This window comes from Paenarthrobacter sp. 4246 (assembly GCF_040546855.1).
Taxonomy (GTDB): Bacteria; Actinomycetota; Actinomycetes; order Actinomycetales; family Micrococcaceae; genus Arthrobacter.
In genome coordinates, this window is the sequence record NZ_JBEPOP010000008.1 from 141,617 (window position 1) to 167,564 (window position 25,948).

A 25,948-nucleotide genomic window follows, 5' to 3' on the forward strand; every position below is an offset into this window, starting at 1 on the left:
GCTTAGAAAACGGCGGTGAGGTAAGCCCAGCCGGTGCCGATCTCATGCGATTGTCGGTAGTAGTAGCCGTCAGGACTCATCTCCTCGCCGCGGAAAGCACCTTGGTCCGTCACATTGAAGAAGTAGTTGTACTCCTCCCACAAATTGAAACCACCGAGGGCACCCATATAGCGGCTTGACGCGTAATTTCCCAGCAATACCCGTGAGGAAGACCAGCCACCCTTGCCATCGGGATAATAGGCATGCAGTCTTCCGTCCGTTCCCCTGGCCAGAATGTCGGAGACGCCATCTCCGCTGAAGTCGCCTGGTGTGAACACTTTGTTGAAGACGTTCCATCCCTGCCCGACCTGCGATGCTGCGAGCCATCCGCCGCGGCCGTTGCCGGGGTAGAGGAACAGCCGGCCCTGAGCATCGCGGGCCAGGACGTCGCTTGTTCCGTCGCCGTTGAAGTCGCTGGCGGGAATGATCTCGCTGAAACCACCCCACCCGGTACCAATGACCGAAGAACCCAGCCAGCTGCCGCGTCCGTCGCCCCGGTAAAGCCACAGCCGTCCCGATGCATCACGGGCCAGAACGTCCATGCCCCCGTCGCCATCGAAGTCGCCCGGAGATGACAAGGACGTGAAGTTAGCCCAGCCCCAGCCGATGTCTTTACTCCCGCTCTTGAACTCTCCGCTGTCGCCTCCGGAGAACAGGGTCAGTGTGCCGTTCGGCTTGCTGGTGATCACGTCCGGCCTGCTGTCGCCGTCGAAGTCACGCAGGAGCGAGTGCATCTTGACCCTTGGGTCGCTGGAGCTGCGGAAGATACCCACCACACTTCCGGCGTAGCTGACAACTGCAGCCACACCGATCTGCTTTCCTGCCTCACCTGGCTTGGGGCTGTAGGTGGCGCCGGTTGCTCCGGGAATAGCCACTGCGACGTCCACCAGCCATTGGTAGCTGACAGTCGGCTTGGCTCCTGCCGGGAGCCCTTTGATGGTTGAGGGGTCGAACCCGGCATTGACAGGGCTGCGCACTGAGACGTTGGGTGGCAGATGCGGATCAACCGCGTCCACCAGGTAGAAGGGAGCGGTTTCTACCGTTTCCGGGAGGCGACCCGGCGCCAATGCGGTGAGTTTCAAGGTCAGACCGGACCCCGTGCCAGCGAGGTTGTCTGGAACATGGAACCAACTGGCGTCCGCAGACTGTCGGGTTCCGTCCCGGAACCACTCGTAGCTGTATCCCGACGGCGTCGCGGCCCACGTTCCGTGGCTGACGCTGAAGGAAAGATTGGAGTAGCCCGCTTCCTTCCGGATCCCGAGCGCCGGCATGGTCAGGTTTTCGTTGGGAACAAGGGCTTTCGTGGGATTGTTCACCGTGAAGTCCAGTGCTTCCCACGCAACAGGGAGTGCTTCTCCGGAGGTCGAGCCACGGTGGTAGGTCAGTGTTTGTTGACCGTAGGTGATGATCACGCTTTGCAACTTGTGGAGGCCATTGTAGAAAACGTTAGGCGCCACCGTAGCTGAAGCCGTCGCGGTGAGCGCCCCGGCCGCTGGTGTTCCCGACCAAACGACAGGCAGCTGGGTGACCAGTGATTCGTCGGTGTAGCGGAACTCGACGCGCTGGGCGCGCTGCGCCAGAGTGAAGGAGATCTTCACTGTGGCTCCGGCGGCAACCGTCGAGGCGGATACACGTTGGACGGAAGTCAGCCGCGGCACAAGGTCTTCAGCCGCCGCCGCAGGCGGGATCGCGGACCCTACCAGCAACGCTGCGCCCAGGACGAGTCCCAGTAGGGCAGCAAAGAGCCGAAGCGTGGTGGGGCCAAGCCCTGCAGCGGTCCGAGTCGTCATGAAGTCTTCCCCCGAATGGTGTGAAGTGGGTGTGAGCATGGCCTAGAAGACAGTGTTGAAGGCGTTCCAGCCCCAACCGATGGTGGCTTGGCGTTTCAGGGCGATGTGACCCAATCCGTAGAACATGGTCAGCCGTCCATCGGGGTGGATCCCGTATACCTCTGGAACCCCGTCACTATCAAAATCTCCAGGTGCACCGATCCTGCTGAAACCTGCCCAACCGTAGCCTGCATAAGCGCCGAAGGCGTTGGGGGTCCATGCGTTTTCGTGGAAATATCCATTGCCGGAGCCGGAGTAGGACCGTAGATTACCTGAGCTGTCACGGGCGAAGATGGAACGCGACGATGGAGAGATGAAAGCATTGAAATCGCCCCAACCACCACTGAGGGTGTAAGGGGTCAGGAAGCCGCCACGGCCATTCCCGGGATACATCACCATCGTGTTCGAAGCATCCCGGGCAATCAGGTCTGCGGTGCCGTCACCGTTGAAGTCGCCCGGTGCCACGATGTCCTTGACGGACCCCCAGCCCTGCCCGATCTGGAACGACCGAAGCCACCCACCCTGGCCGTTGCCTTGGTAGAGGAAGAGCCTGCCCGCGCCGTCGCGGGCCATGACGTCCACGTTTCCGTCGCCGTCGAAGTCGCCGGGTGAGAAGAGGGAGTTGAAGCCGTTCCAGCCTTGGCCGATCTTCTGGGCGGGCAACCAGCCGCCGCTGCCGTTGCTGGGGTACAGCCACAGGTTGCCGCCGGTGTCCCGGGCGAAGATGTCCCCTGTGCCGTCCGCGTTGAAGCCCTTGCCCCGGGATTTGTCTGAGATGGGACCCCTGAGATCCACTACTTCGGTGACAGCCGAGCCTGCGTCGAAGCGGGCCGTTACTCCCGCTGTGATAACGACACCCTTGTCGGCAATTGTTGGCCGGTAGTCCCGGGATGTTGCCCCTGGAATAGGAGTGCCGTTGCGCTTCCATACATAGGTGTAGCTGGGCTGCCCGCCCACCGGATCGACGCCGGCCGGACCGTGTTCCAGCCGAAGCTGGCCTCCCACGGATGCGTCACCGGTGATGTTCAGGTTGCCCACCCAGACGCGGCGTGGCATTGGGCCCACAGCGAGCGTGGAAACGCTGGCGGGCAGATACCCGGCTGCCCGGGCAGTCATCTTCACCCAGATCATGTTTCCCGGGTCGGAGGACATATTGGACTGGTACTCGTCCTTGACCGCGTAGTCGATGGGGGAGCCGTTCCGATACCACTGGAAACCGGCAAATTCTGGCTCGACGGGCCACGTCCCGCGCTGGATTTCGAGGACGGTGTTGTAGACCATGGCACCGGTGATACTCGGCGCTACCGTTGGGACGAGCTTCTGCAGCACCTTCGCAGGGTTGCTGACCGCGAAATCGCCGCTAGCAAGACCGACCCGCACGGCGGTACCCAAAGGAACAGGTGAGGTCCGCTCCAACGTGCCATCGCGAAGGTAAGAGTCCTTGGCCAGACCGTCGAAGTACGTGACTTCGATGCGCTCCAAGGTGTACGCACCGGAAGCTTGTGCTGCAGTGACCGCCCCCGTTGCCGTGACGGTTTGGGGTCCCGGCGCGGGAGTGCCTGTCCATGCCAGCTCGAAAGTGGTGACCTCGGAAGCGTCGCGGTAGATCAGCCGGACTGACTGGGCAAGCTGGGAGAGCTTGATTTGGACTCCGGCGGTCTGCCCGGGAGCGAAGGTGGCTTTGGCCGGCACAAGCGACGTAGGGACAGGCGCAGCGTAGGGCAGCAACGGGTTCTTGATCTTGAAGTCTTGCGCCGCGGGATCGCCAAAAGGCGAGGTGCCCGTGCCCGGCGGGTACACACCGCCGCCACGGTAGTAAACCTGCGAGGCGCCCACCGTGCTAATCACCTGGACGTAGCTGACCTCGATCGAGCCGTTCGGCCACGAGGACGGGGAGGCAACGCCGGCCACAGTCCCGGCCTTGGCTCCGGCGGAGGTCCAGGCCAGAATATGCGTTCCCGCAGCACTCCGCAGCCCAACCTCAACACGCTTGACTGCAACGGAGGTGGTGAAGGAAAAGCTGACTGGAGCGCCGGCGTCGACTGTTGCAGGGGAGGTCCGCGCAAAAGTCGAGAGGACAGGCGCGGCCGCCACAGCGGGTGAAATGGGGGCCAAGACCACAAATGCCAACGTAAAGGCCAAGGCCATCAGAAGCGCGCGAACCACAGCGGACGCGGCGCGAAAGCGCAGAGCAGAATGAGACCCCAAGATTCCCCCAAAATGGTGCAGACCAGAGCGGCCTGTCGAGGCCAATTGAGATGAGAATACAGCCCGGCCCCACCGGGGACAGCTATTGGGATTGGATTATCGATATTCGTCTAAATGTGTCGCGCGTCAAACCCAAAACTCAACCAAAATCGGCTTAGAACACCGCACTGAACCCGCCCCAGCCCCAACCGACAACGCCAGCGCCCTTCCAGCCGACGCTGCCACTGCCGTAGTACATGTTCAGCTGCCCGGCGGAGTCGATGGCCCAGACATCGTTGAAGCCATCGCCGTTGAAGTCTCCTGCGCCGCCGATACGCGACATGACGTTCCAGCCGGTGCCGATGGGCCGTGCAGTGGTCCAGCCGCCGGTGCCGTTGCCGCCGTAGAGGCGGAGGTTCCCGGCATTGTCGCGGCCCATGACGTCGGGGTTGCCGTCACCGTCGAAATCGCCGGGGGAGAAGATCTGGCTGAGGGCATCCCAGCCCTGGCCGACTGCGCCCGGGGAGCGGAAACCGCCCACGCCGTTCCCGGGGTAGAGGACCAGCGCTCCTGCAGGGGTGCGGGCCAGGAGGTCGTTGGCGCCGTCCCCTGAGAAGTCGCCAGCTGCGATGACGGAGTCAAAGACGTCCCAACCCCAGCCGACTTCCTTACGCGGCATCCAGCCTCCTGTCCCGTTGCCTGGGTAGAGGAACAGGGTGCCGGCGTCGTCGCGTGCTAGGACGTCGTTGAACCCGTCGCCGTTGAAGTCGCCGGCGTTTAACACGAGGTCGAAAACATCCCAGCCATACCCGATGGTCTTCGCCGCTTGCCATCGTCCGGCGCCATCCGTTGGGTAGAGGAGAAGGTTCGCCGCGGTGTTCCGGGCGAACAGGTCCAAGGAGGTTCCGGCGTCGAACCCTGCTGTGTGGGCCTTGTTCCGCACCACGGTACGGCTGTAGACCGTGAACGGGCGCGTGGCTGTGGCCGGATTGCCGGCCTGGACTATTGCGCGGAAGCCGACGACGGCGCCACGGTCGGCAGCGGTCAGGGTGTAGGTTTTGGCGGTGGCCCCGTTGATCGGGGTACCGTTCCGCACCCATTCGTACCGCACGCTGACGGCGCCGCCGGGAGTCCCGGTGGAGACGCTTCCTTCGTTGAAGACACCCGTGAGTTTTTCTCCAACGGTCAGCTTGCCTTGGAGCGTAGGGGCAGTTGCGGTAATGGGGGAGGTGGGGGTGAGCGGCAGGGAGGATGCCGACACAGCCCGGTACCCTGCCCGGGTGGCCGTGACGCGGACGGACAGGGTCTGGTCCAGGTCGGCTTCGGCTACCCGGTAGCTGTTCACGGTAGCGCCGGCGATGGGTTGGCCGTTCCGCAGCCACTGGTAGGCGAAGCCGGTGGGCGGGTAGGTCCAGGTGCCGTTGTCAGTGGTCAGTACTTGGTCGTAGCGGGCCACTCCGGACACGACTGGTGTTTTGGTATTGGGGTTGTCGATCAGCGGGAAATTGGGGTTGTTGACGGCGAAGTCGACGCCGTCCAGGGCGCCGGGCCGTTGCGTTGGCGCTTCCAGGCCTTGGCTCAGGAAGAGGATGTTGCCGTCACGGCCGTAGCGAACGGATCCCTGCCCGGCAGGAAGCACAATGTTGACGCTGAGGAGTTTGTACCGGCCCGTGCGTTTGAACGCGCTTCCGTTGACCGGCACCTTGGCCTGCGCACTGTAGGGTCCCGGAGCCGCGCTGGTGGGGCCGTAGAGAATGGCCTGCTCCAGTGTGTCCTCGTTGACGTAGGCGAATCCCACTTCCCGGGCCGGCCCGCTCAGGGTGAAGGAGAGGGCGATGGTATTGCCGGGGACCACGGTGGCGGGTGAAGTCCGCGTCACCACGGTAGGCAGCGGCGCCGGTCCTGCTGCGTTGGCGCCCGGCGGCGGAACCGCGATGGCGAGGGCGGTGCACAGGAGAATGGCCAGAAGGAGATGGAAACCCAACCGCAGCGGACGTCGGGAAGTCAGAGCGGAAGATTGAAATGTCATGGAATCCCCCAAGTCTTAGAAGACTGCGTTGAAACCGCCCCAGCCCCAACCGATGGCACCGGCGCCGTTCCAGCCGCCGTCGCCGTCGCCGTAGTAGGCGAGCAGTTGGCCGGAGCCGTCCACCGCGTAGACGTCCACGTTGCCGTTGCCGTCAATGTCGCCGGCCGCTCCAATGGTAGCCATGCCGCCCCACCCTTGGCCGACCACCGTCATGCCGGCCCAGCCGCCGGCGCCGTTGCCCTTATACAGGCGCAAGGCTCCAGCGGCGTCTCGTGCCAGGATGTCCACACTGTGATCGCCGTTGAAATCGCCGGGGGTGATGATCTTGTTGACCACGTTCCATCCGCTGCCCACCACGGAGCGGGTGAGCCAGCCGCCGTTTCCGTTGCCCGGGTAGAGGTAGAGGAGGCCGCCGGCATCGCGGGCCAGGATGTCGTTGGTGCCGTCGCCGTTGAAGTCGCCGGGGGAAACGATCGAGTTGAACGCGTTCCATCCGCTGCCGACCTGGCGCCCGGCGAGGAAACCGCCGTTGCCCGTTCCCGCGTAAAGGAAGAGGTTGCCGGCCGAATCCTTGGCCAGGATGTCGTTGGCGCCATCGCCGTTGAAATCGCCGGGGGACACCACAGATCCGAAGCCATTCCAACCCGGCCCAACTGTCCTGGCGGATTCCCAGGCGTTGTTGATGCGCGGATACATCATGAGGGTGCCGTCTGCGCGGCGGGCGAGCATCTCAAAAGCTCCGCGCCCGGTGAAGCCGTTCGCCCTGTTGGAGGCGGAGATCGGGGCGGTCTCTTCGCTGGAGACTTCCAGCGGCTCGCACCCGTTCTGGCTGGCCACGACATGGGCTGCGATGGTCTTGCCACGATCTGACTCGTCGAGCGTGTAGGTCCACCACGCCCAGTGGTCCTCGGCCCGAACGCCGTCGCGGGTCCAATAAATGCCGTAGTCAGGGCCGGCAGCGGCGCCGCAGCCACGGTAGGAAGCAGGATCGATCTCAAGCGTGAGTGTTGAGCCAACAAACGGCGCACCGTGAATCACGGGATTCGAGGGATCCATGGTTGCCATGGCGGGTGCCGGCGCGAAGGCCAGTGCGGCGACGACCGCCGCTGCAATGCCAGCCACCACCCGGCGCACACCTGACGTAGGGCGCGTTGGTGCGTTCATGATGTCCTCCCCAGACTTTATGGGGCTAATTCTACCGCGCGGGGGTTTTCCCTAGAAGATCGCTGTGAATCCATTCCAACCATGACCGGCGATCTCAGACCCGCGCCATCCGGTGCGCCCGTTGCCGTAGTAGATCACCAATCGACCCTGCTGGTCGACGCCATAGACATCGTTGAAACCGTCATTGTCGAAGTCCCCGGCGGCGCCCGCTGCTTTCAGAGCGTTCCAGCCGACCCCGATCAACCATGACCTCGTCCATCCGCCGGCACCGTTGCCACCGTAGAAATAGAGATAGCCGCTGCGGTCCCGGGCCAGTACGTCCACGTTGCCGTCGCCGTTGAAGTCCCCCGGCGTCAGCAGCGCATCCATCATCTGCCAGCCCTGCCCGACGGCGGTCCTCGCCAACCAACCCCCGGAACCATTGCCCGGGTACAGGTAAAGAGCGCCGCCGGGTTCGCGGGCGAGGACGTCGTTGTGGCCATCGCCGTTGAAGTCTCCGGGGCTCACGATCGTGTCGAAGACGTTCCAGCCCTTGCCAATGGTCTGTGCCGGTTTCCAGCCACCGGTTCCGTCGCCGGCATAGAGATACAGGGTTCCTGAAGAGTCCTTGGCGATCACATCGCCCTTGCCGTCGCCGTTGAAGTCGCCCGGCGAGAAGGTCAGGTTGAAGATGTTCCAACCCCAACCCACCGTCCGTGCTGCTTCCCACGCGCTTCCCTTTCGGCCGTAGAGTTGCAACGCGCCGTCGGTGCCGCGGGCCAGCAACTCGTAGCTCCTGCCCGTGAACCCGGCCTCCCGGTTGGCGGCGCCCACGGGTTTGGTTTCGTCGCTGTGCAGGGATTCGCCGCTGCAGGCCGTCTTGCTGGCGGTGACATGGGCGGCCATCCGGGCCCCGGTGTCGTCGGGCTGCAGCGCGTAAGTCCGGGCGGTCTCGCCGGCCACCAGGAATCCGTCCCTGGTCCAGTAGATGGTGAAGTCCGGTCCCTTGCCGCCGCCGCAGCCATAGAACGTGTACGGGCCGATGTCTACGGTGAGCTTGCCGCCGACGAACGCCTCTCCACTGAGGACGGGATCGGGTCCGCTGCTTTGCGCGGCCGACGCCGGGAGCGGACTCAGTGCCATGGCCGCCACAGCGGCGGTCAGCAGCGCCGCTGCCATCCGTCGTCGAAATGTCCCCATGCGCGTTCCTCCCGTGATCCAGACCTGCCTGCAGTGTATGTGCGCGGAACGCCAATGGCAGGGAGCGGCATGCGCGCTTTCTTGTCTGGTGAGCTCTCAGGAAACGGTCATATAGCTCCCGTATCATTGATGCGATCGGCCAGCCGCGGGTCCTTGACCCCAGCCGGCCGCTTCCTTGTCAGCCTGCCAAGAGATCGCCGGAAATGCCCGCCTCAAACTCACTGGAACCGTATTCCCTTGACCTGACTACGGGGTTGCCCCGTATGGCTGCCGCGCCAACCACCCCGCGGCAGCAGTTGCGCTATGCCCGCATCCTGAAGACGGCTGCGGGTTTTGCCCAGAGGCAGTTCGATACGTTGAGCCTTTCCGACGTCGCGGCCAGGGCTGACATCCCGCTCGGCACGCTGTACCGCTACTTTCCCTCAACAGCCCACCTGATGCTGGCCGTGTACAGGCAGCAGCTGCGGGAGCTCCGGGATGGCGTCCGTCGCCGCGAAGGTAAAGGGCACGCGCTCGCGGGTTTGATGATGGAAATCTTCCATCTGAGGGTCATGCAGCCGGGGGTGGAGCACTGCTTGATCCGTCCAGCAGGCAAGGACGACGACACCGCACAGTTGCTGCGCGAGATCGATGCGTTGTCCGAGGAAGTGGTGGGTTCGCTCAGCAAGGACACCGGCAAGGATTCCGTGCGTGCCAGGATCCTGCTTCACCTCGTCAGTGGGCTTGTCCAAGCCGTTCGATGCCGACGGTTGTCCCTGTTTGAGGCGGAGAAAGATCTGAAGAAAGCCTGCTCACTGCTAACCGGAGAATGACGGATTGTGCACTCTGGTCTAGACCAGCAAGGCTTCTGAATGCGGTTTTTTGCATGACGTGGATCACAATTAGAGCTGGTTGAACGTTTTACTCTCGAATCGTCTCTCTTGGTATTGAATCTTGTACCTCCGCAGGCTCCTTAGGCTGGAAATACCGAAGCGGCTAGCAGCCCCCCTATCTGCAGAAGCAACGCCGGACCAGCCATCCTTGGTCCGCTACAGCAGTTCTGTTCCTGCCCGAACCATGCCGTGGGTCCACGGCTAGCCTGAGGAGACAAAGACGTGTCCATCGAGACAATCGCTACAGATAATGACGCCCTGGTACTGACCGAAGAAGAGATCTTCGCAGCCCACGAAGGCGGCAAGCTGACCATTTCCAGCACCGTGCCGCTGAACAACAAGCGCGACCTTTCCATCGCCTACACCCCCGGAGTTGCGCAGGTCAGCCGCGCAATCCACGCAAACCCCGAGCTCGCCCGCACCCACACCTGGGCCGAACGCCTGGTTGTTGTGGTCAGCGACGGCACCGCGGTCCTTGGCCTCGGCAACATCGGCCCCAGCGCTTCCCTCCCGGTGATGGAAGGCAAGTCCGCCCTGTTCAAGTCCTTCGGGGACCTCGATTCCATCCCGCTGGTCCTCAACACCACCAACGTGGACGAGATCATCGAGACCCTGGTCCGCTTGCGCCCCAGCTTCGGCGCCGTGAACCTCGAAGACATCTCCGCTCCCCGCTGCTTCGAACTCGAAGAGCGACTCATTGAAGCCCTGGACTGCCCGGTCATGCATGACGACCAGCACGGCACCGCCGTGGTGGTTCTTGCAGCCCTGACCAACGCTGCCAAGGTGACCCAGCGCGAACTGGCCGGGCTCAAGGTTGTTGTCTCCGGCGCAGGCGCCGCTGGCATTGCGATTGCCGAAATTCTTCTTGCTGTTGGCATCAAGGACGTCATCCTGCTCGATTCCAAGGGCGTGGTCAACGCTGACCGTGCCGATCTTGTGGCAGACCCCGGCAGCGTCAAGGCCCGCATGGCCCAGCGCACCAACCCCCGCGGCATCACCGGCGGCCCGGGAGAAGGACTGACGGGTGCAGACGTCTTTGTGGGCGTCTCCTCGTCCAAGTTGGACGAAGAGCACTTGAAGCTCATGAACGACCAGTCGATCGTGTTCGCGCTGTCCAACCCGGACCCGGAGGTTCTCCCCGAGGTTGCCCAGAAGTACGCGGCCGTTGTTGCCACCGGTCGCAGCGACTTCCCGAACCAGATCAACAACGTGCTGGCCTTCCCCGGTATTTTCCGCGGCGCGTTGGACGCCAAGGCCCGCCGCATCACGCCCGCCATGAAGATCGCCGCAGCCAACGCCATCGCTGAGCTGGCCGCTGAAGACCTCTCCGCGGACTACATCGTGCCGAGCCCGCTGGATGCCCGCGTGGCGCCGGCCGTCACCGCGGCAGTTGCTGCCGCCGTGGCTGAATAGCGGTTACTTACGCAAGACCGACGACGGCGACGCCTCCCGTGCTGGGGAGCGTCGCCGTCGTTCTTGGTTCAGGGGCACCGTGGGGTCCCCTAAGTACCATGGCGCGCTGAAGGGGCCATAAGTGAGCCAGCGTTGCTGTGCATAGACTTGGGGCCATGAACGCCGAACTGATCGTGACCATCCTGTGCGGCCTGGCCATTGCGGTAGGTGTCGCCGGCACCATCATTCCCGTACTCCCGGGCAGTATCCTCATCGGTGCAAGCCTGCTGGCCTGGGCTATTTGGGGAGGCGCCGGTCCGCTCGGCTGGGTGATCTTCGCCGTCGGCATGGTGTTCGTGGTGGCCGGTATGGCAGCCAGCGCCGTGCTCACCGGACGAAAGCTCAAGCAGCACGGCATTCCCAACCGGTCGGTGCTCATCGGCGTGGTGCTGGGCGTGGTGGGCATGTTCGTCATTCCCGTGGTGGGGCTCTTTGTGGGGTTCGCCGTCGGGCTGCTGCTCAGCGAAGTCCAACGGACGCGGGACTTCCGTACAGCCGTCCGTTCCAGTGGTGCCGCGCTCAAGGCGACGGGCATCGGAATCCTGGTGGAGTTCGGGTTGGCGTGTGCCGCGGCGAGCACGTGGATCATCGGCGTGTGGATCAACGCGGTGAACGGTTAGGCCCTTAACCGCCAATTCGATGGTTCCCTGCACACAGTGCCGTTCGCAACAGCGTATGCGCAGGGAACCATCGAAATGGTTGCTTGCAGAGCCCTACTTCAACACGATCGTCCTGTTCCCATTCAGGATGATCCGCCCCTCGCAGTGCCAGCGAACGGCGTTGCTGAGGGCTTTGCATTCGGTGTCCCGGCCGGCGGCTACGAGATCGTCCGGCCCGAACGTGTGGTCCACTTCCACTACCTGCTGGGCGATGATGGGACCTTCATCCAATTCGCCGTTGACGTAGTGGGCGGTGGCGCCCACAGTTTTCACACCACGCGCGTAGGCCTGATGGTAGGGCTTTGCGCCCTTGAAGCTAGGCAGGAACGAGTGGTGGATGTTGATCGCACGGCCATCCAGCTTGCGGGCAAGATCGTCGCTAAGAACCTGCATGTAACGGGCCAACACAATGAGTTCCACGTCCAGCTCGTCAATGATCTCCAGCAAGCGCCCCTCCGCTGCGGGCTTGGTGGCTGCAGTGACAGGGATGTGGAAGAACGGGATCCCGTGCCACTCCGCCAAACCCTGGTGGTCGGTGTGGTTGGACACAACGCCCACCACGTCGATGGGCAGTTCACCGATCCGTGCCCGGAACAGGAGGTCGTTCAGGCAGTGCCCAAACTTGGACACCATGATCAGCACGCGTCGCTTGTACCCTTGGGGCTGCAGTTGCCAGTTCATGCTGTACTTATCACCCACCGGTGCGAAGGCCTCCCGCAAGGCATCAACCGTGGAGGCATCGCCGTCGGACGCGAAATGCACGCGCATGAAGAAGTGGCCCTCGGCGCGGTCACCGAACTGCTTGTTGTCGATGATGTCGCAGCCGTGTTCCAAGAGGAAGCCGGATACAGCGTGCACGATGCCGGGACCTTCGGGGCAGTCGAGGGTGAGGACGTGTTCCACGGTCGTCTCCGGGGAGGCGGCAGCAGTAGTTTCAGTTTGGATGGCAGTCATTGCTAGCACTCCACTACGTTGACGGCGAGGCCTCCACGGGAGGTCTCCTTGTATTTGGATTTCATGTCTGCGCCTGTCTCGCGCATGGTCTTGATGGCTTTGTCCAAGGACACTTTGTGGCTGCCGTCGCCGTGCAGGGCAAGGCGGGCGGCGTTGATGGCTTTGACGCTGGCGATCGCGTTGCGTTCGATGCAGGGGATCTGCACCAGCCCGCCCACGGGATCGCAGGTGAGGCCCAGGTTATGTTCGATGCCCACTTCGGCGGCATTTTCCACTTGCTCAGGAGTTCCTCCCAGGACTTCGCAAAGCCCGGCAGCTGCCATGGAGCAGGCAGAGCCCACCTCACCTTGGCAGCCCACTTCGGCACCGGAGATGGACGCGTTGATTTTGAACAGGATTCCGACGGCGGCCGCCGCCAGCAGGAACCGCACGACACCGTCGTCGTTGGCTCCCGGAACAAACTTGGTGTAATAGTGCAGCACGGCCGGGACAATTCCGGCGGCACCATTGGTGGGCGCGGTGACAATCCTGCCGCCCGCAGCGTTTTCCTCGTTCACGGCCAAGGCGAACAGGTTGACCCATTCCATGGCGAGGAGCGGGTCCGCAGATTTTGCTCCGTTGAGGCCAGCGTCAGTTTCGGAAAGCCTCTTAAACAACGACGGCGCCCGTCGCCTGACTTTCAAGCCGCCCGGCAGGATACCCTCGGCAGAGCAACCGTTGTCCACGCACTCCTGCATGACAGCCCAGATGCCCAGCAACTTCTCACGGAGTTCCTGCTCGGAGCGCCACACGAGTTCGTTGGCCAGCATGATGTCCGAGATTGACTTGCCTTCGCGAAGGCAGATGGCCAGCAACTCGTCTGCAGTGGTGAAAGGGTAGGGCAGGACAGTGTCATCGGCTACCACTTTGTCGGCTCCGGAGACGTCGCCGTCCACAACGAAGCCGCCCCCGATGGAGTAGTAGCTGCGTTCCCGGAGTACGGTGCCCGTGTGGTCCAGCGCCCGGAAGGTCATCCCGTTGGGGTGGGCGGGCAACGACTTGCGGCGGTGCAGGACTACGTCCTCGTCCCAGTTGAAGTCCACCCGGTGGTTGCCGGCCAGGCGCAATTCCGCGTCGAGTGCCGCGGCCGCAACTTGGTCATCGGCTGTGTGGGTATTAACGGTTTCAGGGGAGTGGCCTTGCAGCCCCAGCACCACGGCCTTGTCTGAGCCGTGGCCCCGGCCGGTGGCGCCCAGGGAGCCGAAAAGCTCTGCCTGGACGCGCACCGTGGCCGGAAGCTGGCCGGACGATTCAAGACCGTCCGTGAACTGCTTTGCCGCGCGCATCGGGCCTACCGTGTGTGATGACGACGGTCCGATGCCAACAGAAAACAGATCAAGCACACTCAGTGCCATTAGGGGACCTCTGGGGAGGCGTACTCCCGCATGGCGTCGAGGAGCCAGCGTCCCAGGAAGTCGGCAAACGAGGCCCGGGGAAAGATCCGGTAGGACTCCTCCGAAGTCTTCCAGAGCATCACCGGAATGTGCGCGAGCTCAGTGGAGACAGCTGTGCCGGCCTTGAAGACCCGCGGATGCAGGTCCAAGGCGCAGGTCTTCTCCAGCACTGCGCGGGCGTGGCTGCCGGAGAGCTCAAACGTGGTGCGGTTGGCGGACAGGTCCACCACCTGGCCCGCGTCGTTGCCCAAGGCGTTGGTCAGATCGCTGACCAAGGTGCCGCCCAGGGAATCGTGGGCTTCCTCCGGTGCGACCACCATGAACTCCGTGGGGCCAAGCCAGAGGGTGTTCACGGAACCGGTCCCCGTCACTTCACCGCAAGCGGCAGGCAAGCCGCCGGTCACGGACGCAACGCGGGCACCGGCGTCGGACGCCGCGTGAACCCGAAGACCAACCATGGCCTGGTACGGGATTTCGGTGAGCGTCACCGTGCCCGGCACGGAGCCGGAGGCGAAGGCGTCAGCCAGGTGCTCGGCCGGGCTGCGGCGGGCGCTCCGGACGCGGTCGACGTGTGCGGTTTCTGCTGGTGTTGCTGTTTCAGCCATCTTTGCGGGTCCCTTCAGCATCGAAAAGTACGGTTTCGCCAACAACCACGTCCACCAATTGGTCTCCCAGTGAGGCCACCAGGGTCTCGCCTATGCGGTTGCGGCCGTTTTGAATCAGTGCCAGGGCGAAGGAACGGCCCAGCGCGGCGCTGTGGTAGCTGGAGGTCACAAAACCCTCCATGGGGACGGGTCCGTTGGCCGGGTTGACCGGGATGCCCTTTTCCACCAGCTGCGTGCCTTCGGGCAAACGGAGCGAGTGGTCCACGGGGAGGACGCTCACCAGGTGCTTGCGGTCCTCGCGGCTTGCGTCCTGCCGAAGGTAGGAGCGTTTGCCGATGAAGTCCTTGGCCTTGGAAACAATCCAGTCCATTCCGGCATCCTGCGGGGTGACCGTGCCATCGGTGTCCTGCCCCACGATCGGGTAGCCCTTCTCGGCACGAAGTACGTGCATGGTTTCGGTGCCGTACGGGGTGATGTTGAACTCGGCACCCGCGGCAGCAACAGCTTCCCAGGTGTTGAGCCCGTACCAGGAGGGGATGTTGATTTCGTAGGCCAGTTCACCGGAGAAGGAAATGCGGCAAACGCGGGCCTGCACTCCGGAGGCCAGCGTGGTCTCGCGGAACGTCATGAACGGGAAGGCTTCAGCATCCAGGCCACCATTCTCGGCGAGCTGGGGAGCGACCTTGGCGATCACTGCGCGGGACTTCGGGCCAACCACGGCGATGGTGCTCCACTGCTCCGTCACGGACGTGCAGACCACGTCGAGTTCCGGCCACTCGGTCTGGTGCCACTCTTCCAGCCAGTCCAGCACCTTGGCTGCGCCGCCGGTGGTGGTGGTCATGAAGTAGCGGTCATCGTCCAAACGGAGAGTCACGCCATCGTCGAAGATCATGCCGTCCAGGGTGCACATGACACCGTAGCGGGCGGATCCCGGGGCGAGCTTCTTGAACGCGTTGGTGTACACGCGGTTCAGGAATTCGCCCGCGTCCTTGCCACGAATCTCGATTTTGCCCAAAGTGGTGGCATCCATGAAGCCCACGGAGTCGCGGACCGCTGCGCATTCACGCAGGACTGCCGTGTCCATGTCTTCCCCGGCCTGCGGGTAGTACCAGGGGCGCTTCCACTGTCCAACATCTTCGAACAGTGCGCCTTGGGCAACGTGCCACGGGTGGATGGAGGTGACGCGGGCGGGGTCGAACAGTTCGCCACGCTGGCGGCCTGCCAGGGCGGCGAAGGCCACGGGCGTGAACGGCGCACGGTAAGCGGTGGTGCCAATCTCGCCGACGCCCGGAATGTTCTCAGCTCCGCCGAACTTCAGCGCCGCGGCGATGACGCCGATTGCGTTGACGCCGGACGTCTTGCCCTGATCGTTGGCCGTGCTGATGGAGGTGTATCGCTTGACGTGTTCCACGGAGCGCATGCCCGCCCCGGTGGAGCGGAGGACGTCGGCCACGGACTGGTCGCGCTGGAAGTCGACGAAGTGGTGGTGCCATTCGCCGGGCTCACCGGTTTGGCCGGGGACCAGCCAGAGCTGGCGGCTCGGAGCGCTGGCCACAGGTGCCTGCAGTTCCACTGGGGTGGTGGCTGATTCGAAGCCAGCGGCAATGGACGCTGCTGCTCCTGCCGAGATGCCCTCTGCCAGGCAATCCTGGAGTTCGAAGCTGCCACGGCCTGCGCCCACCACGTGCTGGTCCCTTACGGGAGCGGTGGGAATGAATGCTGCGAGCTCGTCATCCCAACGCAGCTTGCCCTGGCGCTGGCTGTGGAGGTGGACCACGGGACTCCAGCCACCTGAAACGGCGAGCAAATCGGCACCGAGCTGTTCGACGCCCGAGGTGAGTTCGCCGTCGTCGTTAATGCTGCGGACGGTGACGCCATTCAGGCGGCCATTCTCGTCCGCCGACGTGTCAGCCACGGCGCTGCCGATCAGGACCCGGACACCGGACTCGACGGCGGCAGCGGCCTTCGCGCTGATCTGCGGACGGGCATCGACGACGGCGGCAACCGCAACGCCTGCCGCCTTCAGGTCCGCGGCAAGTGCGTAAGCCGAATCGTTGGTGGTGGTGATGACCACGCGTGAACCGGCTGCCACGGCGTATCGGTTCAGGTAGGTGCGGGCAGCGGAGGCGAGCATGATGCCGGGGCGATCGTTGTTCTCGAACACCAGCGGACGCTCATGTGCGCCGGGGGCCAGGACAACCTGCTTGGCACGGATGTGCCAAATACGCTGGCGGGAGACACCCGATGCTGCCGGAACGCTCAAATGGTCCGTGCGGTTCTGGGCTGCGATGAAGTAGTTGGAATCGTAGGAGCCAAAAGCCGTGGTGCGGTTCAGCACTGTGCATTCGCCGGCGGAAACCAGTTCGGCTTCAACATCAGCAACCCATTCCAGGGCTGGCTTGCCTTCGATCTGATCGGCCAGTTCCGGGGTGGTGGAACCGGAGAGCAGCGAGCCTCCGAGCTCGGGCTGGTCGTCAATGAGGATGACGCGGGCACCGGTGCGGACAGCTTCGCGGGCTGCTGCCAGTCCGGCAATACCTCCGCCAACCACCAGGACATCTGTGTGGACGTACTTCTTGTCGTACTCAGCTTTGTCCTCGTTGGGATCCAGCTTGCCAAGGCCGGAGAGGAGCTCAATGTTCATGCCGTCCACCAAGGACACTGCGGTGGCGGGAAGCATGGACTCGGCAACGTGTCCGCGGAAGCGGGGAGCGATCTTGACCAGGGCGTTGGACTCTTCCACGCCGGCGGCCATGATGCCGCGGGGGCGGTCCTCGTAGAGGGAGTTGCCGGCGTTGATGTGGCCGTTGGCCAGCAGCGCCGAAGCGATGGTGTCGCCGGGGTGGCCGGTGAATTCCTGGCCGTCCACGGTGAAGCGCCAGGAGATGCTGCGATCGATGCGTCCGCCGGTGGCGAGGCGTGCGTTCTTGTTGGTCACTTCTAGACTCCTTCCGAGGAGATGGGGGTGGTGGCCGTGGGGGCTGTGGCGCCGGGGGCGAGCCCGGGTTCGCCTGCCTGGCCGAAGTCCCCGGCCTGGCTGAACTCGCCTGGCTGCGTGGGGTCGCTCTTCGTTCTCCCGGAGTTCGCCGGTAGGTCCGGGCGGGGCTGGCCCATCCCGTAGATGGAGTGGATTTCGTAGCTCACGGTGTCGCGGAGCATGTTGAACCACTGGCGGCAGCCTGTGCTGTGGACCCAGCGCTCAGCGAAGGTGCCCTTGGTGTTCTCGCGGTAGAACAGGTATTCAGCCCACTCGCGGTCCGTGAGGTCGTTGGGGCTCTCCGGGTAGGCGATGTGTGCCTGGCCGCCGTAGTGGAATTCGGTTTCGTCGCGTGGCCCGCAGTTGGGGCATGAAATGAGGAGCATGTCTTTCCAGTCCTGTCCTGGCTAGTGGGCTACGGCTGCGGCGCCGTGTTCGTCGATCAAGGCGCCGGTCTCGAAGCGTTCCAACGCGAACGGCTTGTTCAGCTTGTGCGGTGCTCCCGTGGCAATGGTGTGTGCGAAGGTCAGGCCTGCCGCAGGAGTGCCCTTGAAGCCACCGGTTCCCCAACCACAGTTGACGAACATGTTCTCCACCGGGGACAGGCCCACGATCGGCGAGGCGTCCAAGGTGGTGTCCACAATGCCGCCCCAGGTACGGAGGACGTGGGCCCGGGCGAAGATTGGGAAGAGCTCCACGGCTGCTGCCATCTGCTCTTCAATCACGTGGAACGAGCCGCGCTGGCCGTAGCCGTTGTAGGAGTCAACGCCGGCGCCCATCACCAGTTCGCCCTTGTGGGCTTGGGAGACGTATACGTGTACGTGGTTGGACATGACCACCGTGGGGTGGACGGGTTCGTGCAGTTCGGAGACCAGGGCCTGGAGCGGGTGGGACTGGATCGGCAGCCGGAAGCCGGCCATTTCTGCCAGGACTGAGCTGTGCCCGGCGGCGCAAAGGCCAACCTTCCCGGTGTTGATGGTGCCGCGGGTGGTCTTGACGCCGGTGACGCGGTTGCCATCCTTGATGAAGCCGGTGACTTCACAGTTCTGGATGATGTCCACGCCCAGTTCGTCGCACTTGCGGGCGAAGGCCCATGCCACGTGGTCATGCTTGGCGATGCCTGCACGCGGCTGGTACGTAGCACCCATCACGGGGTAGCGGATGTTGTCGCTGATGTTCAGGATGGGGCAGAGTTCTTTGACCTGCTCCGGGTCCAGCCATTCAGCGTCCACGCCGTTGAGCCGGTTGGCACCAACACGGCGTACGCTTTCGCGGACATCGCCCAAGGTGTGGGCCAGGTTCATGACGCCGCGCTGGCTGAACAGGAAGTCGTACTCGAGCTCTTCCGGGAGGATTTCCCAGAGCTTGAGGGCGTGCTCGTAGATGGCAGCGCTCTCGTCCCAGAGGTAGTTGGAACGGATGATGGTGGTGTTGCGGGCCATGTTTCCACCGGCCAGCCAGCCCTTTTCCAGGATGGCGATGTTGGTCATCCCGTGGTTCTTCGCCAGGAAGTACGCTGTGGCCAGGCCGTGCCCGCCGCCACCAACAATCACAGCGTCGTAGCTCTTCTTCGGCTCCGGGTTGCGCCAGAGGAAGTCCGGGTGCTCGGGGAGGTGGTCTGCACTCACTGGGCTGCTCCAATCAGTTCTGCTTCGGTTGCGGCGCCATTGCCGTTGTTGTTCAGGTGCGGGTAAAGCGGGAACTTCTCTGCCAGTGCGGTCACGCGGCGGCGGAGTTCGACGGCGGTGGCCTCGTCCAGGGTCACGTCACCTTCGGTGCCTGATTCTGTATCGGCTGTCGCGGCGCCGCTGTTCGCAGCGGCGATCAACGCCGTCGCAATGATGTCCGAGACTTCGGTGAAGTCCTCGGCCTTGAAGCCGCGGGCGGCGAGGGCCGGCGTACCGATGCGCAGGCCCGACGAAACCATAGGAGGGCGGGGGTCGAACGGGACGGCGTTGCGGTTGACGGTGATGCCGATGCGGTGCAGCGTGTCTTCGGCCTGCTGGCCGTTCAGGACCGAGTGGCGGAGGTCGGCGAGGACCAGGTGCACGTCGGTGCCGCCGCTGACAACGGAGATGCCGGCTGCAGCTACGTCGTCCTGGAGGAGGCGCTGGGCCAGGATCTTGGAACCTTCAAGGACGCGGACCTGCCGTTCCTGGAACTCCGGCTCGGCGGCCATCTTGAAGGCAACAGCCTTGGCGGCGATGACGTGCTCCAGCGGACCGCCCTGCTGGCCCGGGAACACAGCCGAGTTGACCTTCTTGGCGATGTCGGCGTCGTTGGTCAGGATCACGCCACCGCGGGGACCGCCGAGGGTCTTGTGCGTGGTGCTGGTGACGATGTGGGCGTGGGGCACCGGGCTGGGGTGCAGCCCTGCGGCCACAAGACCTGCGAAGTGGGCCATGTCCACCATGAGGTAGGCGCCCACCAGGTCTGCAATGCGGCGGAATTCTGCGAAGTCCAACTGGCGGGAGTACGCGGACCAGCCGGCGACAATGAGCTGCGGCTTGTTCTCCAGCGCCAGGCGCTCAACTTCAGCCATGTCCACGGTGTGGGTGTCCTCGCGTACGCCGTAGGGGACCACGTTGTACAGCTTGCCGGAGAAGTTGATGCGCATGCCGTGGGTCAGGTGGCCGCCGTGTGCCAGGTTCAGTCCCATGATGGTGTCGCCCGGGGTGATCAGCGCGTGCATGGCTGAGGCGTTGGCCTGGGCTCCGGAGTGGGGCTGTACATTGGCGAACTCTGCACCAAACAAGGACTTCAGGCGGTCGATGGCCAGCTGTTCGATCACATCGACGTGCTCGCAGCCGCCGTAGTAGCGCTTGCCCGGGTAGCCCTCGGCGTACTTGTTGGTCAGTACCGATCCTTGGGCCTCCATGACGGCCGTGGGAGCGAAGTTCTCAGAGGCGATCATTTCCAGCGTGGACTGCTGGCGGATGAGTTCCTGGGCGATCGCCTGATCGACCTCCGGGTCCGCTTGTGCAAGCGGGCGGATCAGCGGTTCAACCATGGTGTTCTCCTTCAAAGGCTTGTTCTAGCGGCCGACTGTTAGGCAACTGATATATTAGAACTATTGCCATAGTATGTTGGAGATCACATAGTCGTCAACAGGTCAGCGGTAACTCATCCAGCAGACTGGGAATGCGACTAACGGGAGAGACTAATGAGCGCAGCACTGGAAGCACTGGAATCAGTTCCGCAGGGTACGTCCTTGGCGGAGAACGCCTATTTGCTGCTGCGCGACCGGCTCATCATGCTGGACATCAAGCCCGGCGACCCCATTAACGACGGCCAGATTGCTGCCGAACTGGGAATCGGGCGCACCCCCGTCCGTGAAGCCATCAAACGCCTTGAGAGCGACCACCTCGTGGTGTCGTACCCGCGGCGCGGCACCTTCGCGACCGGCGTGGACATCACCCAGCTCGCCGAAGTCTCCGAGATCCGCGAGCTGCTGGAACCGCTCGCCTCCAGGAAGGCTGCCCGCATGGCCAGCCCCGCCATGCGTTCAGAGCTCCGCGGTGTCGCTGCCGCCATCCGTGATCTTGAAGGCCAGGACAATTCTTCCCAGGAACTCATGCGCTACGACATCCAGGTGCACCGGCTCATCTACAAAGCCTCCGCCAACGCGCACCTCGAAGACGTCCTGATCCGGTACGACAACCTCGCCACCCGCATCTGGTGCCACATGCTTGAGAAGATGCCCTCCGTGTCCGGTCATATCTCCGAACACGCCGACCTCCTCACGGCCATCGCCGACGGCGACGAAGAACGCGCTGCCGAGCTCGCCCTGCACCACGTAGTCAGCTTCGAAGAGACCATCCGCAAGGTCCTCTGACCCTCTCTCACATCCCGCGTGCTTGGGCGGGTCCCTCTCTCACATCCCGCGTGCTTGGGCGGGTCCCTCTCTCACATCCCGCGTGCTTGGGCGGGTCCCTCTCTCACATCCCGCGTGCTTGGGTGCGACGCCAGCCGCCCCTGGCTGCGGCATTGGCACTTGTTGGGTTGCCTAACGGTGGGCGGCCATCTTCAGCCAAGTGAGAGAGCGTGGGGGTGATGGGCTAGGGATGTGATAGAGGGACGAAAATGGCCTGGATGTGAAAGAAAACGGCGGCCGTCCCCTCAAGGGGAGCGGTCGCCGTCGTTTGTTCACAACGCGTGCGGGAAGGTTTACATCTTCCGTCGGGCTGTTGTTGTTTCGTCCATGGCATCCCTGCCCAGCCAGGCACCCAAACCGATCATGGCAACGCCAAGGATCAGGTGCAGCCAGTTGTCAGCGGTGTTGAACGGGACAAAGTTGGCGCCGGTTTCCTGGTTGATGACCAGGCCGTAGATCCAAAGAACGATGTACACGGCGCCGCCGCCCAGGAGGAACAGGCGGGCCATGCGTGGGTTCCTTGCCATGGCCAAGCCGGCCACGCCAAACAGCAGGTGAACGATGTTGTGGAGTATGGACACTTGGAAGACTCCAAGCAGCATGGCGCCGGATTCATGTCCCGCAAAGGTCATGGCGCCGAAATTGGTGGTGATTCCCGGGATGAAGCCCAGGACACCTACCAGCAGAAATACTATGCCAACGCCCATGGCGGTGTTGCGAAGCGTCAACCCCATCATGTGGTGGTGTTCGGCGGGGTGCGAAGCGGTGGTCATCAGTCCTCCCTTTCACGCGGTGAAGCGGCTCTTCTCATGGAGAGCCGACCTGCGGCAAGGGGTGTCGCAAAACCTTGCCGACGCCGCCATAATACTCCTGAAATGCCTCCGATAGCAGGGGATGTGCCCAGTTCAGCGGCGGTTAGCATGGATTCATGAGCCAAGCTCCGAACGGACGTGTGCACACGATCTTCCACGACACCCGAGATCTCACGCCTTTCCGCGAGGGCTACGTCCGCACCTCGGTCCGTGGCCTGGCCGACGGCGTCAATGACGTGCTTTCCGGGGTCCTGAGCGGCCGTGACCACGCGAGGTTGTCCGTGGTGGGTAATGTCCCCAGGCTGAAGATGCTCTCCTCCAAGACTGCCAAGGCGATGCACGACGCGGTGTTCAGCTCCACGGAGCCTGATGGGCTTCTCGCTTTCGGTCGCATGAACCCCGGGTGGGCCGGCTTATGCCATGTGATGGCGGGCTTGCTCGCGTACAAGCACGGCGGGTTCCTGAGGGCTTCGGAGTTGCTGCAGCGTGGTTTAACAACAAGGATCGACGACGACGCCAGCCAGTTCTCGGCTATGTACCTGGGGCAGGTGGTCACCAAAGTCGAGGTAGCGGAACGCATTGAGGTTCCGGTTCTGTTCAGCGAGGAATCCGTGTTCCTGGCGCTGGCCCATTGCCTCCGGGAGATGGGGATGACCGAGTCGGCGTTGGAAGCAGTGGTGGGATTGCCGCCGTCGTTACCTTCGGCCCTGGCGCGCTGCACGGCGGCGTATTCGCTGGAGCGGCACCGCGATGTGGTGCTGTGGACCGAAGGTTTGCTGAATACTGACGACCTCTCGGCGGCGCTGCTGTTGATTCGGGCACGATCGCAGCGGGCCAGGGGCGACTTTGAATCCGCCCAGGTGGCGTTGAAGGAAGTCCTTCGACGTCGGAAGACCAACCTGGCGCTGAAGAACGATGCCCTGACTGACCGGGCTTTGCTGGCACTTGACCAAGGCCGGCGTACATTGACTCCACGCTCCAAGCGCCCGGCCCCGCCTGCCGAGCTGGAGACATTGGAGGTCATCCGGAAGGATGCCGAAATGCGGCGCCTGTGGGAGAACGACTTCAGGCAGCTGGGCGGCGAGTAAAAAAGCTCTTGCGACCCTGGGTGCAGAGGCGTAGTCTCTTAATCAACCAAAGAGTTGATCAATGATTTGGTTGATAATGGTCGATACGAGAGGTTGATGCGGCAATGGAAGAAGAAGCTCTGGACAGGGCCTTCATGGCCTTGGCGGATCCGGTGCGGCGGGCCATGGTGGCCCGGCTGTCCAGGGGAGACGCCACTGTTAACGAGCTCGCGGAACCATTCGCCATCACCAAGCAGGCGGTCTCAAAGCACATTCAGGTTTTGGAACACGCAGGCCTGGTAACCCGTTCCCGCGACGCCCAGCGCAGGCCGGTCCATTTGGATGCGGCAGCCTTGGAGCAACTGACCGCCTGGATCGACCAATATCGGCTGATTGCCGAGTCCCGCTTCCGGCAGCTGGATCAGCTGCTGGCAGGCGGCTCCCCGGCCGCCGGCGCCCCACATCAGGAACAAAAAGGAAAGAGGAACTGAAATGAGCAATCCAACAACCATCACCGCTGATAACGGCGTCCCGTTCGTGGACACGGTCCGCGAATTTGAAGCCCCGGTCAGTGCGGTCTTCAAAGCCCACGTTGATCCGGACCTTCTGGCTAAATGGCTTGGCCCGCGCAGCACGGTGACCAAAATTACCGAGTACAACGCCACCACTGGAGGCAGCTGGCGCTACGAAAGCGGGGATGAGAACGGCATGTACGGGTTCCGCGGCGTTTTTCACACCGTTGAATCCGACGCCTTGATTATCCAGACCGTCGAATTCGAGGGTGCGCCCAACCAGGTGGTCATCAGCACCACCACCTTCGAGGAAATTGATGGCCGGACGCGGATGTCGGCCCACGAGGTCTACCCGTCCGTTGAAGCGCGCGACATGGCCTTGGCTACGGGTATGGACTATGGCGTGATCGAAGGATATGAGCGGCTGGATGAACTGCTGGCCGGCTAGCTGCTTACCGCGTGAATCTGCGGCAGAAGCGGTAGGAGTTGCTCCGACAACAGCACTGTCCCCAGTCCGATCATGATGATCCCGCTGACCAGGGTCACCGTACGGGCGGCGCCGGGCCGGGAAGCAAGGAGCTTCCTGGAGGTCAACGCCACCGCCGTGTACACCACCCCGGCAAGGGCCACGAAGGTCAGGCCCAGCAAGCCCGATTGGATGGGAACAGGCAGTGCTGCCTCGGGGCTGACGAACTGTGGCACCAGCGCGATGAAAAAGAGCAGGCCCTTGGGGTTGATGCCGCTGGTGCCCATGCCTTGGAGGAACGTGCGGAGCTGGTTGCCGGACTGTACGACGCCGCCTTCCGCACTGAAGCTCGCACCTCGCCACGAGCGGATGGTTGCCACGCCCAGCCACAGCAGATAGGCCGCCCCGGCGATAGTCAGCCACCCCAGAAGCCCGGGAACTCCTGCCAAGAGGGCCGCCAGTCCTGCCACCATCAGCAGCGTGTGAAGGACGTAACCGCTGCATAGGCCGGCGACAGCAGGCACGAAGCTGCGTTGCTTCAGCCCGGCCGAAATTGAATAGGCCCAGTCGACGCCGGGCGTGCACGCCAAACTCACGGCGACGATCATGAAGGCCAGGAACAGCTGGGGGTTCACGTTTTCTCTCCAAGGCTAGTTGGTAGGAAAACTCTAGGGAAAAATGGCCCATAAGTGTTCCCTTATTTAGCTCTTGAAGCTGCTGAATTGGTAATATTATTGCGTGATTGACGGTATAGACAGAAGTATTTTGCGCCATCTCAAAGAAGACGGCCGAATGACCGCCACGGCCCTCGCTTCGAAGGTAGGTTTGACCGTTGCTCCATGCCACCGGCGGCTCCGCGATTTGGAAACCTCAGGGGTGATTCGTGGTTACCGCGCGGACATCGATCCTGCCGCACTGGGGCTGGGATTCGAAGCGATAGTGTTTGTCACCCTCAAGCAGGTGGAGCGCACCATCATGGCGGAGTTCGAAGAGCGCGTCACCGCCAGCCCCAACATCGTCGAAGCCCAGCGGCTTTTCGGATCTCCGGACTACCTGCTCAAGGTCATCGCGGCGGACCTGCCCGCGTATCAGCGCTTCTATGACGAGGAACTGGCGGCGCTTCCCGCCGTCGAACGTCTCACGTCAACCCTGGTGATGAAGAACCTGAAGACCAACATCGGGCCACCCGTGTAAGGCCCTACTCCGCCAACAGCCCGGTTGTCCGGTACGGAATCACTTCCCTGAGGAACATGCTGGTGGATGTGCGCACAATTCCGGGGCACAGGCGGATTTCTTCGGACACCCGGTACAGATCGTCCGGGCTCTTGGCCACCACCCTGATGATGAGGTCGGTATCGCCGGCGGGTGCGTGGCACTCGAGGACTTCGGGGATATCCCGGAGTGCGGCGATGGCTTCGTTCAGGTGGCTTTGGTCCAGTTCGGCACTGACGGCGGCGGCTACACCTCGTCCCAAAGCGGAGGGCAGGACCCGGCTGCTGTTGGGACGCAGTGCTCCGGATGCCGTCATTCGTTCCAGGCGCGACTGAACTGTTCCGCGAGCAAGGTGCAGCTTCTGCGCCAGCACCATGATGGGCACCCTGGGATCGTCATCGAGGGCGGCCAGGATTCGCCGGTCCGTTGCGTCGAGTTCCTGCAAAGTGACCACTTCCTGTCCAAGTTTTCCGAGCAGACTGGTCAAATCGACCAATCATAGAGGAGTCCGTTGCACCAACTGTACGTCTCCTGCTCAAATGGTGACAACGAAGCAGGGCAAGGCTACCGCCGGACCCCGCAGGCACCAGGCATCCGGAACACCACCCGGATCCCTGCACAGGTTT

23 protein-coding genes are annotated in these 25,948 nt (G+C 63.3%); 8 read left to right on the forward strand and 15 right to left on the reverse strand.

The genetic code is table 11. The annotated features are described in order from the left end of the window. Positions 1 to 2 precede the first annotated feature (2 nt). The 5 genes from ABIE35_RS16130 to ABIE35_RS16150 form a co-directional block, all read right to left on the reverse strand. Entirely contained in the window at positions 3 to 1,829 is a 1,827-nt protein-coding gene (locus tag ABIE35_RS16130; protein ID WP_354516450.1) for an FG-GAP repeat domain-containing protein, read from the reverse strand. Positions 1,830 to 1,871: 42 nt separating this feature from the next. After that, positions 1,872 to 3,989 (reverse strand): FG-GAP-like repeat-containing protein, encoded by a 2,118-nt coding sequence (locus tag ABIE35_RS16135; protein WP_354516452.1) that lies wholly within the window; start codon positions 3,987 to 3,989, stop codon positions 1,872 to 1,874. 241 nt (positions 3,990 to 4,230) lie between these two features. Continuing rightward, positions 4,231 to 6,084 (reverse strand): FG-GAP-like repeat-containing protein, encoded by a 1,854-nt coding sequence (locus tag ABIE35_RS16140; protein ID WP_354516454.1) that lies wholly within the window; start codon positions 6,082 to 6,084, stop codon positions 4,231 to 4,233. Between the two features lie 15 nt (positions 6,085 to 6,099). Next, positions 6,100 to 7,248, reverse strand: a complete 1,149-nt coding sequence (locus tag ABIE35_RS16145; RefSeq protein WP_354516455.1) for an FG-GAP repeat domain-containing protein — start codon at positions 7,246 to 7,248, stop codon at positions 6,100 to 6,102. A gap of 51 nt (positions 7,249 to 7,299) precedes the next feature. Then, positions 7,300 to 8,427 (reverse strand): FG-GAP repeat domain-containing protein, encoded by a 1,128-nt coding sequence (locus tag ABIE35_RS16150; protein ID WP_354516456.1) that lies wholly within the window; start codon positions 8,425 to 8,427, stop codon positions 7,300 to 7,302. Positions 8,428 to 8,630: 203 nt separating this feature from the next. Here ABIE35_RS16150 and ABIE35_RS16155 point away from each other — a divergent pair, with 203 nt between their 5' ends. The 3 genes from ABIE35_RS16155 to ABIE35_RS16165 all read left to right on the forward strand — a co-directional run bounded on the left by ABIE35_RS16155 (position 8,631) and on the right by ABIE35_RS16165 (position 11,371). Further along, positions 8,631 to 9,239: a TetR/AcrR family transcriptional regulator gene (locus ABIE35_RS16155; RefSeq protein ID WP_354516457.1), complete on the forward strand. Its 609-nt coding sequence runs from the start codon at positions 8,631 to 8,633 to the stop codon at positions 9,237 to 9,239. Between the two features lie 282 nt (positions 9,240 to 9,521). Beyond that, on the forward strand, positions 9,522 to 10,712 hold the full coding sequence (locus ABIE35_RS16160; RefSeq protein ID WP_354516459.1) for an NAD(P)-dependent malic enzyme: 1,191 nt from the start codon (positions 9,522 to 9,524) through the stop codon (positions 10,710 to 10,712). A gap of 155 nt (positions 10,713 to 10,867) precedes the next feature. Beyond that, a complete protein-coding gene (locus ABIE35_RS16165; RefSeq protein WP_014923055.1) occupies positions 10,868 to 11,371 on the forward strand; it encodes a DUF456 domain-containing protein in 504 nt (167 codons plus the stop codon). Between the two features lie 93 nt (positions 11,372 to 11,464). Here ABIE35_RS16165 and purU read toward each other — a convergent pair whose 3' ends face one another. Genes purU through glyA form a run of 7 tightly spaced genes read right to left on the reverse strand, consistent with a single transcriptional unit; the run spans position 11,465 to position 20,389 of the window. Continuing rightward, entirely contained in the window at positions 11,465 to 12,364 is a 900-nt protein-coding gene (purU, locus tag ABIE35_RS16170) for a formyltetrahydrofolate deformylase (RefSeq protein WP_354516461.1), read from the reverse strand. Positions 12,365 to 12,366: 2 nt separating this feature from the next. Beyond that, positions 12,367 to 13,758, reverse strand: coding sequence for an L-serine ammonia-lyase (locus ABIE35_RS16175; RefSeq protein ID WP_354516463.1), 1,392 nt, complete (start codon positions 13,756 to 13,758; stop codon positions 12,367 to 12,369). Then, a complete protein-coding gene (locus ABIE35_RS16180; protein WP_354516465.1) occupies positions 13,758 to 14,402 on the reverse strand; it encodes a sarcosine oxidase subunit gamma in 645 nt (214 codons plus the stop codon). Before ABIE35_RS16180 ends, ABIE35_RS16175 begins: the two co-directional genes overlap by 1 nt. Next, complete coding sequence (locus ABIE35_RS16185; RefSeq protein ID WP_354516467.1) at positions 14,395 to 17,340, reverse strand: sarcosine oxidase subunit alpha family protein; 2,946 nt, start codon at positions 17,338 to 17,340, stop codon at positions 14,395 to 14,397. Before ABIE35_RS16185 ends, ABIE35_RS16180 begins: the two co-directional genes overlap by 8 nt. Positions 17,341 to 17,342: 2 nt before the next feature. After that, positions 17,343 to 17,765: a sarcosine oxidase subunit delta gene (locus ABIE35_RS16190; protein WP_354516469.1), complete on the reverse strand. Its 423-nt coding sequence runs from the start codon at positions 17,763 to 17,765 to the stop codon at positions 17,343 to 17,345. A 21-nt stretch (positions 17,766 to 17,786) separates the two neighbouring features. Then, entirely contained in the window at positions 17,787 to 19,007 is a 1,221-nt protein-coding gene (locus ABIE35_RS16195) for a sarcosine oxidase subunit beta family protein (protein WP_354516470.1), read from the reverse strand. After that, positions 19,004 to 20,389, reverse strand: coding sequence for a serine hydroxymethyltransferase (gene glyA, locus ABIE35_RS16200; RefSeq protein WP_354516471.1), 1,386 nt, complete (start codon positions 20,387 to 20,389; stop codon positions 19,004 to 19,006). Before glyA ends, ABIE35_RS16195 begins: the two co-directional genes overlap by 4 nt. A 153-nt stretch (positions 20,390 to 20,542) precedes the next feature. On the opposite strand from glyA, the gene ABIE35_RS16205 reads away from it, so the two are divergent. Beyond that, a complete protein-coding gene (locus ABIE35_RS16205) occupies positions 20,543 to 21,214 on the forward strand; it encodes a GntR family transcriptional regulator (RefSeq protein WP_354516473.1) in 672 nt (223 codons plus the stop codon). Positions 21,215 to 21,546: 332 nt separating this feature from the next. Here the strand turns inward: ABIE35_RS16205 and ABIE35_RS16210 are convergent, their stop codons facing one another. Beyond that, positions 21,547 to 22,026 (reverse strand): DUF4383 domain-containing protein, encoded by a 480-nt coding sequence (locus tag ABIE35_RS16210; protein WP_354516475.1) that lies wholly within the window; start codon positions 22,024 to 22,026, stop codon positions 21,547 to 21,549. A gap of 155 nt (positions 22,027 to 22,181) precedes the next feature. On the opposite strand from ABIE35_RS16210, the gene ABIE35_RS16215 reads away from it, so the two are divergent. The 3 genes from ABIE35_RS16215 to ABIE35_RS16225 all read left to right on the forward strand — a co-directional run bounded on the left by ABIE35_RS16215 (position 22,182) and on the right by ABIE35_RS16225 (position 24,092). Next, positions 22,182 to 23,153: a hypothetical protein gene (locus ABIE35_RS16215; protein WP_354516476.1), complete on the forward strand. Its 972-nt coding sequence runs from the start codon at positions 22,182 to 22,184 to the stop codon at positions 23,151 to 23,153. 104 nt (positions 23,154 to 23,257) lie between these two features. Further along, complete coding sequence (locus ABIE35_RS16220; protein WP_354516478.1) at positions 23,258 to 23,623, forward strand: ArsR/SmtB family transcription factor; 366 nt, start codon at positions 23,258 to 23,260, stop codon at positions 23,621 to 23,623. A gap of 1 nt (position 23,624) precedes the next feature. Then, positions 23,625 to 24,092, forward strand: coding sequence for an SRPBCC family protein (locus ABIE35_RS16225; protein ID WP_354516480.1), 468 nt, complete (start codon positions 23,625 to 23,627; stop codon positions 24,090 to 24,092). Here the strand turns inward: ABIE35_RS16225 and ABIE35_RS16230 are convergent. Next, positions 24,089 to 24,745: a LysE family translocator gene (locus tag ABIE35_RS16230; protein ID WP_354516482.1), complete on the reverse strand. Its 657-nt coding sequence runs from the start codon at positions 24,743 to 24,745 to the stop codon at positions 24,089 to 24,091. The genes ABIE35_RS16225 and ABIE35_RS16230 overlap by 4 nt on opposite strands. Before the next feature lie 103 nt (positions 24,746 to 24,848). Between ABIE35_RS16230 and ABIE35_RS16235 the strand changes: the two genes are divergently transcribed. After that, the gene (locus ABIE35_RS16235) at positions 24,849 to 25,304 is read left to right on the forward strand and encodes an Lrp/AsnC family transcriptional regulator (protein WP_354516484.1); all 456 of its coding nucleotides are present in this window, start codon (positions 24,849 to 24,851) and stop codon (positions 25,302 to 25,304) included. A gap of 4 nt (positions 25,305 to 25,308) precedes the next feature. On the opposite strand, the gene ABIE35_RS16240 is transcribed toward ABIE35_RS16235, so the two are convergent. Beyond that, entirely contained in the window at positions 25,309 to 25,767 is a 459-nt protein-coding gene (locus ABIE35_RS16240) for an Lrp/AsnC family transcriptional regulator (protein WP_354516581.1), read from the reverse strand. Between the last annotated feature and the right edge of the window lie 181 nt (positions 25,768 to 25,948).

Excerpts from the sequence above, each read along its gene's own strand:
- ABIE35_RS16180 (WP_354516465.1), bottom strand. The coding sequence starts at position 14,402 with ATGGCTGAAACAGCAACACCAGCAGAAACCGCACACGTCGACCGCGTC.
- ABIE35_RS16155 (WP_354516457.1), top strand. The coding sequence starts at position 8,631 with ATGCCCGCCTCAAACTCACTGGAACCGTATTCCCTTGACCTGACTACG.
- ABIE35_RS16210 (WP_354516475.1), bottom strand. The coding sequence starts at position 22,026 with ATGACCACCGCTTCGCACCCCGCCGAACACCACCACATGATGGGGTTG.
- ABIE35_RS16205 (WP_354516473.1), top strand. The coding sequence starts at position 20,543 with ATGAGCGCAGCACTGGAAGCACTGGAATCAGTTCCGCAGGGTACGTCC.
- ABIE35_RS16145 (WP_354516455.1), bottom strand. The coding sequence starts at position 7,248 with ATGAACGCACCAACGCGCCCTACGTCAGGTGTGCGCCGGGTGGTGGCT.
- ABIE35_RS16220 (WP_354516478.1), top strand. The coding sequence starts at position 23,258 with ATGGAAGAAGAAGCTCTGGACAGGGCCTTCATGGCCTTGGCGGATCCG.
- ABIE35_RS16150 (WP_354516456.1), bottom strand. The coding sequence starts at position 8,427 with ATGGGGACATTTCGACGACGGATGGCAGCGGCGCTGCTGACCGCCGCT.
- purU (WP_354516461.1), bottom strand. The coding sequence starts at position 12,364 with ATGACTGCCATCCAAACTGAAACTACTGCTGCCGCCTCCCCGGAGACG.
- ABIE35_RS16225 (WP_354516480.1), top strand. The coding sequence starts at position 23,625 with ATGAGCAATCCAACAACCATCACCGCTGATAACGGCGTCCCGTTCGTG.
- ABIE35_RS16190 (WP_354516469.1), bottom strand. The coding sequence starts at position 17,765 with ATGCTCCTCATTTCATGCCCCAACTGCGGGCCACGCGACGAAACCGAA.
- ABIE35_RS16140 (WP_354516454.1), bottom strand. The coding sequence starts at position 6,084 with ATGACATTTCAATCTTCCGCTCTGACTTCCCGACGTCCGCTGCGGTTG.
- ABIE35_RS16215 (WP_354516476.1), top strand. The coding sequence starts at position 22,182 with ATGAGCCAAGCTCCGAACGGACGTGTGCACACGATCTTCCACGACACC.
- ABIE35_RS16130 (WP_354516450.1), bottom strand. The coding sequence starts at position 1,829 with ATGACGACTCGGACCGCTGCAGGGCTTGGCCCCACCACGCTTCGGCTC.
- ABIE35_RS16175 (WP_354516463.1), bottom strand. The coding sequence starts at position 13,758 with ATGGCACTGAGTGTGCTTGATCTGTTTTCTGTTGGCATCGGACCGTCG.
- glyA (WP_354516471.1), bottom strand. The coding sequence starts at position 20,389 with ATGGTTGAACCGCTGATCCGCCCGCTTGCACAAGCGGACCCGGAGGTC.
- ABIE35_RS16165 (WP_014923055.1), top strand. The coding sequence starts at position 10,868 with ATGAACGCCGAACTGATCGTGACCATCCTGTGCGGCCTGGCCATTGCG.